The 7,486-nt window shown below is 68.0% G+C and carries 6 protein-coding genes; 3 read left to right on the forward strand and 3 right to left on the reverse strand.

The window, feature by feature from the left end; all coding sequences use genetic code 11:
- Together WAL33_RS00535 and WAL33_RS00540 are read left to right on the forward strand one after the other, a co-directional pair.
- A partial coding sequence (locus tag WAL33_RS00535; RefSeq protein ID WP_422177446.1) for an AAA family ATPase occupies nt 1-1,186 on the forward strand: 1,186 nt, incomplete at its 5' end.
- Nucleotides 1,187-1,511: 325 nt separating this feature from the next.
- Nucleotides 1,512-2,081: an OmpA family protein gene (locus WAL33_RS00540; RefSeq protein ID WP_422177448.1), complete on the forward strand. Its 570-nt coding sequence runs from the start codon at nt 1,512-1,514 to the stop codon at nt 2,079-2,081.
- Between the two features lie 136 nt (nt 2,082-2,217).
- Here the strand turns inward: WAL33_RS00540 and WAL33_RS00545 are convergent, their stop codons facing one another.
- From WAL33_RS00545 to bla, 3 genes are all read right to left on the reverse strand, one after another.
- The gene (locus WAL33_RS00545; protein ID WP_422177450.1) at nt 2,218-2,859 is read right to left on the reverse strand and encodes a glutathione S-transferase family protein; all 642 of its coding nucleotides are present in this window, start codon (nt 2,857-2,859) and stop codon (nt 2,218-2,220) included.
- An 86-nt stretch (nt 2,860-2,945) separates the two neighbouring features.
- Complete coding sequence (locus tag WAL33_RS00550) at nt 2,946-5,369, reverse strand: MASE1 domain-containing protein (protein ID WP_422177452.1); 2,424 nt, start codon at nt 5,367-5,369, stop codon at nt 2,946-2,948.
- A 222-nt stretch (nt 5,370-5,591) separates the two neighbouring features.
- Nucleotides 5,592-6,494: a class A beta-lactamase gene (gene bla, locus WAL33_RS00555; RefSeq protein WP_422177454.1), complete on the reverse strand. Its 903-nt coding sequence runs from the start codon at nt 6,492-6,494 to the stop codon at nt 5,592-5,594.
- Between the two features lie 93 nt (nt 6,495-6,587).
- Between bla and WAL33_RS00560 the strand changes: the two genes are divergently transcribed.
- Nucleotides 6,588-7,454: a LysR substrate-binding domain-containing protein gene (locus WAL33_RS00560; RefSeq protein ID WP_422177456.1), complete on the forward strand. Its 867-nt coding sequence runs from the start codon at nt 6,588-6,590 to the stop codon at nt 7,452-7,454.
- Nucleotides 7,455-7,486: the final 32 nt, after the last annotated feature.

The following is a 7,486-nucleotide window of genomic DNA, read 5'->3' on the forward strand; positions in this document are numbered from 1 at the left end:
GGTCGGCGGGGCCGCCCAGGCCCGCGAGGCCCTGGACCGCCTGCGCGCCGACCTGGCCGCCGCCCAGCGGGCCGGCGACTTCGCCCGGGCCGGCCAGCTGCAGTACGGCGAGATCCCCGCTCTGGAAAAGCGTCTGTCCGACGCCGAGGCCGGCGAGATCGGCGGCGAGAAGGCCCTGACGCCGGAAGTCGTCGACGCCGAGCAGATCGCCGCCGTGGTCAGCCGCTGGACCGGGGTGCCGGTCGAGAAGATGCTGGAAGGCGAGCGCGAAAAGCTGCTGAAGATGGAGGACGCCTTGCGCGGCCGCGTCGTCGGCCAGGATGAGGCGCTGGAGGCGGTGTCAGACGCCGTCCGGCGGGCTCGGGCCGGCCTGCACGATCCGTCCAAGCCGATCGGCAGCTTCCTGTTCCTGGGCCCGACGGGCGTGGGCAAGACCGAGCTGACCAAGGCCCTGGCCGAGTTCATGTTCGCCGACGAGGCCGCCATCACCCGGATGGACATGTCCGAATACATGGAGAAGCACTCGGTCAGCCGTATGATCGGCGCGCCTCCCGGCTATGTCGGCTACGACGAGGGCGGGGCGCTGACGGAAGCGGTGCGCCGGCGCCCGTACCAGGTGCTGCTGTTCGACGAGATCGAGAAGGCTCACCCGGACGTCTTCAACGTGCTGCTCCAGGTGCTGGACGACGGTCGCCTGACCGACGGCCAGGGCCGGACGGTCGACTTCCGCAACACCCTGATCATCATGACCTCCAACCTCGGCGCCGAATATCTGGCCAGCCAGGAGGACGGCGAGGACGTGGAGGCGGTGCGGCCGATGGTGATGAACACGGTGCGCGGCCACTTCCGCCCCGAGTTCCTCAACCGGATCGACGAGATCATCCTGTTCAAGCGCCTGTCGCGCGGCAACATGGGCGACATCGTCCGCATCCAGCTGCAGCGGGTGGACAAGATGCTGGCCGAGCGCCGCATGACCCTGGCCCTGGACGCCGAGGCCCTGCAGTGGCTGGCCGACAAGGGCTACGACCCGGTCTATGGCGCGCGCCCGCTCAAGCGCGTGATCCAGAAGGACCTGATCGACCCGATCGCCAAGAAGCTGCTGGCCGGCGAGCTGGAGGACGGCGGGGTGATCTCGGTCGGCGCCGGGTCCGAAGGTCTGACGATCGGCAAGGCGACGCTGCAATAGCCTGACCTTGGTCGAATCTCATGTGGGCGCGTCCGATGGACGCGCCCGTTTTTCTGTCTGGCGGAGATGGAAAAACGGGTCCAGGATGACCGTTCCGCCCTCAAATATTGCAAATATTTCTCGGGAACTTTTGGCCGACTTGTACGTACGCGCGCGCTATTTAGGAGCGGCGTCGAGACGTTCCTGATAATGGCTAAGTCTGTCTAGAACAGGCCCAGAATTCGCCTCTTTCAAATGTCGGTTTTCGACTGACGAAGCGCCGCTGCTGACTGTCGAACGGTTCAGCTTGGCGCTCGGTGTTGAAACAAGGTGGAAGGGTGTCCCGATGATTAGCGTAAATTACAAGATGATGATGGTGAGCGCTTTGGTGGCGGGCGGCCTGTCCGTCAGCGGCTGCGCGACCAAGGGCTTCGTCAACAAACAGGTCGGGGTGGTGAACACCCGGCTCGACGGCACGGAGACCAAGCTCGGCGAAGTCGACCGCACCAGCCAGGAGGCGCTGAAGCGCGCGACCGACGCCGGCAAGCTGGCCGAGGGCAAGTTCCTGTACTCGGTGGTGCTGAGCGACGACTCGGTGAAGTTCCCGCTGAACCGGCATGAACTGTCGTCGGAAGCCGAACAGCGCCTGGCCGACTTCGCCTCGAAGCTGAAGGGCGACAACAAGAACGTCTATCTGGAAATCCAGGGCTTCACCGACGCCACGGGCGATCAAAAGTACAACGAGAGCCTGGCCGCGGAACGGGCTGAGACCGTGCGCAAGTTCCTCAGCAAGCAGGGCGTGCCGCTGAACCGCATGGCGACCATCTCATATGGCGAGGATGATCCGGTGGCGCCGAACGACACCCCCGACGGCCGAGCTCAGAACCGCCGGGTGGTGATCCAGGTCCTGGCGTAGAGCAGGTGAGGGGGCGGCGCGAGCGAGCCGCCTCCGACCCTCCGGGCCACCTCCCCCAAAGGGGGAGGATCCAGGCCTGCAGATGCTCCCCCTCTGGGGGAGCTGTCGCGGAGCGACTGAGGGGTCTCCTCTGCCGCTAAGCCGGTTGAGCCGCCTTCGCCGCCGCGATCAGCGCGTCGTCGATCTCGGACGCGCGCTTGGCCGCCGGACGCTGGCTGAGGCCCGCCCAGTAGGTCTCGAACGCCGGACGTTTCTCGATCGAGCCGAACATCATGCCCCAGCCGATCTGCGCGCCCACATAGACGTCGGCCGCCGAGAACTTGTCGCCGACGATGTAGGGCTTGCCGCTCACCGCCGTCTCCAGGGCGTTCAGGGTGTCCTCCAGGCAACCGTAGCCGGCCGTGGCCTTGCGATCGTCCGGAACCACGAACCCCATGGACTTGTTGGTGACCGCCGCCTCCACCGGTCCGCAGGCGAACATCAGCCAGCGGTAATAGGTGCCGCGCTCGGGCGAGCTGACCGGCGGGGCCAGACCGGCCTCGGGAAAGGCGTCGGCCAGATAGGCGCAGATCGCCGCGCCCTCGGTGACCACCACGCCGCGATGGGTGATCGCCGGCACCTTGCCCATCGGATTGACCGCCAGATACTCGGGCGCCTTCATCGACGAGGCGTAGTCCAGAACCACCGTGCGGTAGGGGACGCCGACCTCCTCCAGCATCCAGCGGACGATCCGGCCGCGCGACATCGGGTTGGTGTAGAAGACGAGTTCATCGCTCATGGGGGAGGCCTCCTGGGGGAGGCGCGATCCTAGCGTGCGCGGCTGGCCGCGCAATCTCGGCGATCGATGATCTTCGAGCTTGCGGCTCAGGCCGAGGCTTGGAACCTTCGCGCCGTCGACGCGGCCATGGCGGCGCTGAGCGCCTCGATCAAGCCGGCGGCGGTCATCGGCTTGGACACCGCGCCGTCGAAGACCCCGTCGGGGTCGCCGGGCCGGGCGTCGGCCGAGAAGGCGATGATCGGCGTTCGGACGTTCGGTCCGTCTTCGTCGCGGATGCGCTGGGCGGCCTGGGCGCCGTCCAGGCGCGGCATGCGCAGGTCCATCAGGATGGCGTCGAACGGACGGGCGGCGGCGGCGGCCACGCCTTCCTCGCCGTCCGCGGCCTGGATCACCTCGGCTCCCATGGCGGTCAGGATGGCGTGGACCAGCTCGCGATTGGCCGGATTGTCATCGACGACCAGCACCCGGCTGGCGGGCGGCAGCAGGGAGACGGCGGCGTCCTGCGCGGCTTGGATCTCCAGGCCGACGGCGGGAGGGGCGGCGATGTCAAAGCTGAAGCAAGCGCCCTGGCGGGGCACGCTGATCACGCCGATCTGGCCATCCATGGCCTCGACCAGGCCCTTGCAGATCGCCAGGCCCAGGCCCGTGCCGCCGTGCTTGCGGGTCAGGCCCGCATCGACCTGCGAAAAGCGGCGGAACAGCAGGTCCACGTCCTCGGGCGCGATGCCCGGACCGGTGTCGGCCACCGACAGGTGAAGGCGATGGCCGGCGTCGTCATAGGCGGCGCTGACGGTGATCGCGCCGCGCTCGGTGAACTTCACCGCGTTGCCGACCAGGTTCAGCAGCACTTGGCGCAGGCGGCCGCTGTCGATCATCAGGTCGGACGGCAGGCGGGCCAGGCCTTCGGCGCGCAGGGCCACGCCCTTGGCCCCGGCTTCCAGCGAAAACAGGTCCAGCACCTCGTCGATGATCTCGTCCGGCGCCGCGACTTCGAGCTTCAGCTCCAGCTGGCCGGCCTCCAGTTTCGAGAAGTCGAGGATGTCGTTGATGGTGGTCAGCAGCGCCTTGCCGCCGCTCAGCACCCGGCCGATGAAGCGACGCGCGTCGGGCGTCAGGTCGGGGTCCTCGTCGACCAGGCGGGCGAAGCCCAGCACCGAGGTCAGGGGCGTGCGCAGCTCGTGGCTCATATTGGCCAGGAATTCGCTCTTCACAGCGGCGGCGGCCTCGGCGTCGTTGCGGGCCTCGCGCAGCTTGCGCTCCATGGCCTTCTGCTCGGTGACGTCGCGGACGATGTCGGTGATGCCGGTGACGGCGCCGGTCAGCGGATCGTGCTGCAGACCGGGGCGGGACTCCAGCCAGATCACCTGGCCGTCCTTGCGGATCGCGCGGTACTCGACGCGGCTAGGACTGCTGTCGTGATGGACCATGTGGTTGATCTGTTCGACGACGATGTCGCGCACAGCATCGCGGTCGTTCCCGTGCACCACCGTGGCCATGCCCAGGCGGCCGATCAGCTCCTCGGGCGCATAGCCCAGCATGGGGACGCAGGCGGGCGAGACGTACTGGATGACGCCCTGCAGGTTGCTGTGGACGATCATGTCCTGGGCGTTTTCCGCCAATTGGCGGAAGCGCGCCTCGCTGCGGACCACCGCGGCGTTGGCTTCGGTCATGCTCAGCAGCATCTCGCGCCGGTGGCGCTGGATCGAGGCCACGGGCAGGCTGATGAAGATCGCCGTGGCCAGGAACAGCTGCAACACGATGGCCTGGTCGGGCGAACCGTCCGGAAGTTGGGTGATCGGGCCAAGGTCGGCCATGGTGAAGATCACGGCCACGACGGCCACCAGCGTCGCGCTCAGCGCCGCGCCCAGCACCTCCAGACGCCAGGCGACCAGCAACATCACGGGCGGAATGATGAACAGCAGGGGTCGGGACTGGATGAAGACCGAGATGGTCACCACCAGCAACAGCAGCAAGCAGCCGACCCCGGAGACCGACAGCGGCCGCTCCTTCAAATAGTGGCGGATGCGCACCAAGGCCAACAGGCAAGGGGTGATGGTCATCAGGCCCAGGATGTCGCCCAGCGTCCAGACGCCGATATTGATCAGCAGCACGCCGCCGCGCATGGCGGTATGGATCGAGGCGGCGATCAGGCCAGTGGCGATCGGAGCCGCCAGGCCGCAGATCAGGGCGAAGGCGATCATGTCTCGGGCCCGGCCCAGATCGACCTCCTGGCCGCAGACGCGACGCATTCCCCAGGCGCAGGCCAGGATCTGGAAGATGTTGCAGCTGACGAGCGCCAGGTTGACGGTCTGGAGGTCGCCGACGTGGGCTCCGGCGGTCAGGCCGCCGACCAAGCATCCCAGCAGAACGGCCGGCCAGTGGCGATTGCGGCACGACAACAGGCAAGCCACGCCGAAGCCGTTGGACAGCCAGATCGGCGCGGCCTGGCCACGATTGCTGGGGAATTCGACGCAGAGATAGGCCAGCAGGGCATAGCCGATCGCCGCCATCACCGCGAGGCCCGCGGTTTTGACAAGATCGCCGCCCGACCAGGTCGAGGGTGGCGAAGCGGCAGCCGAAGAGGTCGTCTCTATCATCACCCTGCTTTCGCGGGTCGCTCAGCTTCCGCTCAAGCTAAGCTGATCCACGTCGTAGGAGTAGGGCGAAGGGCTTAAAGAACAGTGGCTTGCTGCGCGGTTCATCGCCGCGACCTTGAGATTGCCCGTGACCTGCTACGACCCAAAGCCCGCGGCCGCGACCAGGCGCGCGACTTCGGCGATCACGGCGTTGCGGCCGTCGTTGTCGAGCGCGGAGCGGCTCAGATAGGTGGTGATCAGCAGCGGCGGGCGTCCGGGTGTGGGCCAGACCACGGCGATGTCGTTGGTGGTCCCGACCTTGTCGTCACCCCAGCTGCCGGTCTTGTCGCCGACCTTCCAGCCGGCGGGCAGGCCGGCCCGCAAGCGCTTGTCGCCGGTCTGGTTGGCGACCAGCCAGGCGATCAGTTGCTGGCGCGAAGCCGGCGACAGGGCCCCGCCCAAGGTCAGGGTCCGCAAGGTGGCCAGCATGGCGTTGGGCGAGGTGGTGTCGTGGATTTCACCCGGCTTGACGATGTTCAGCCCCGGCTCGTAGCCGTCGCAACGGGTGACCTGATCGCCCAGGCCCCGCAGGAACGCGGTCAGGGCCTTTGGTCCGCCGAAGGTGTCGAGCAGCAGGTTGGCGGCGGCGTTGTCGCTGAGGGTGATCGTGGCCTCGCATAGCGCTCCCACCGTCATGCCCTCGCCGACGTGCTTCTCGGTGGCCGGCGAGTGGGTGATCAGCACATCTCTGCCATAGGGGATCCGACGGTCCAGCCGCTCCTGCCCCTGGTCGACGCGCTTGAGCACCAGGCCCGCGACCAGGGCCTTGAAGGTGCTGCACATGGCGAAACGCTCGTCGGCGCGATGGGCGAAGGTCTTGCCGGTGGCGGTGTCGAGCACGGCCACGCCCAGCCGACCGCCGCTGCGAACCTCCAGGGCGGCGATACCCCGGCTAATGCCGCTGGTCAGTCGCGCGGTCGTGGCCGAGACGGCTGGGGCAGAGACCGAAAGGGCGGGTAAGGCGGAAATGGCCGTTAACACTTGGCGTCTGTCGATCATCAGGTCCTCCATGGCCCGCAAGATGGCCGACGAGTGACCCCTGGATCAAACGATGATACTTCGGCCGAAACCTTAGAAAAATTGGGGGTCGAGATGAGCCGCGCGCAACTGCCCCTGAACGCCCTGCGCGCCTTCGAGGCCTCGGCCCGGCATCTGAGCTTCACGCGGGCCGCCATCGAGCTGTGCGTGACCCAGGCGGCCGTCAGCCACCAGGTCAAGGGCCTGGAGCAGCGGCTGGGCGCGGCCCTGTTCCGACGCCTGCCGCGAGGCCTGGCCCTGACCGACGAGGGGTTGGCTCTGCTGCCGGTGCTGCGTGACAGCTTCGAGCGCATGGGCGAGGTGCTGGAGCGGTTCTCGGCGGGCCGGCTGATGGAGGTGCTCAGCGTGGGAGTGGTGGGCACCTTCGCGGTGGGCTGGCTGCTGCCGCGCCTGCCGACCTTCCGCGAGGCATATCCGTTCGTCGACCTGCGCCTGTTCACCAACAACAACCGCATCGACATCGCCGGCGAGGGGCTGGACTGCGCCGTGCGGTTCGGCGACGGGGCCTGGCACGGCACCCAGGCCGTGCCGCTGTTCGCCGCGCCGATGACGCCGCTGTGCGCGCCGGCCACGGCCGAGCGGCTGAAGACGCCCGAGGCGCTGAGTTCGGAGGTTCTGCTGCGCAGCTACCGCGCCGATGACTGGCCCGACTGGTTCGCGGCCGCCGGCCTGACTCCGCCTCCGATCCGGGGGCCGGTGTTCGACAGCTCGTGGGTGATGGTCGAGGCGGCCATGCAGGGCGCGGGCGTGGCCCTGGCCCCGTCGATGATGTTCGCCCGCGATCTGGAGCAGGGCCGGCTGGTGCGGCCGTTCGCCCTGGAGGTCGGATCGGGGATGTACTGGCTGACCTGGCTGAAGTCGCGGGCGGTCACGCCGGCTCTGGCGGCGTTCAGGGACTGGCTGGAGACGCAGGCGGCTTGAAGCCGGGGACATGCCCTTGCGGCGTGTCCCCA

The sequence above is a fragment of the Caulobacter sp. genome, from assembly GCF_049283275.1.
Classification (GTDB): domain Bacteria; phylum Pseudomonadota; class Alphaproteobacteria; order Caulobacterales; family Caulobacteraceae; genus Caulobacter.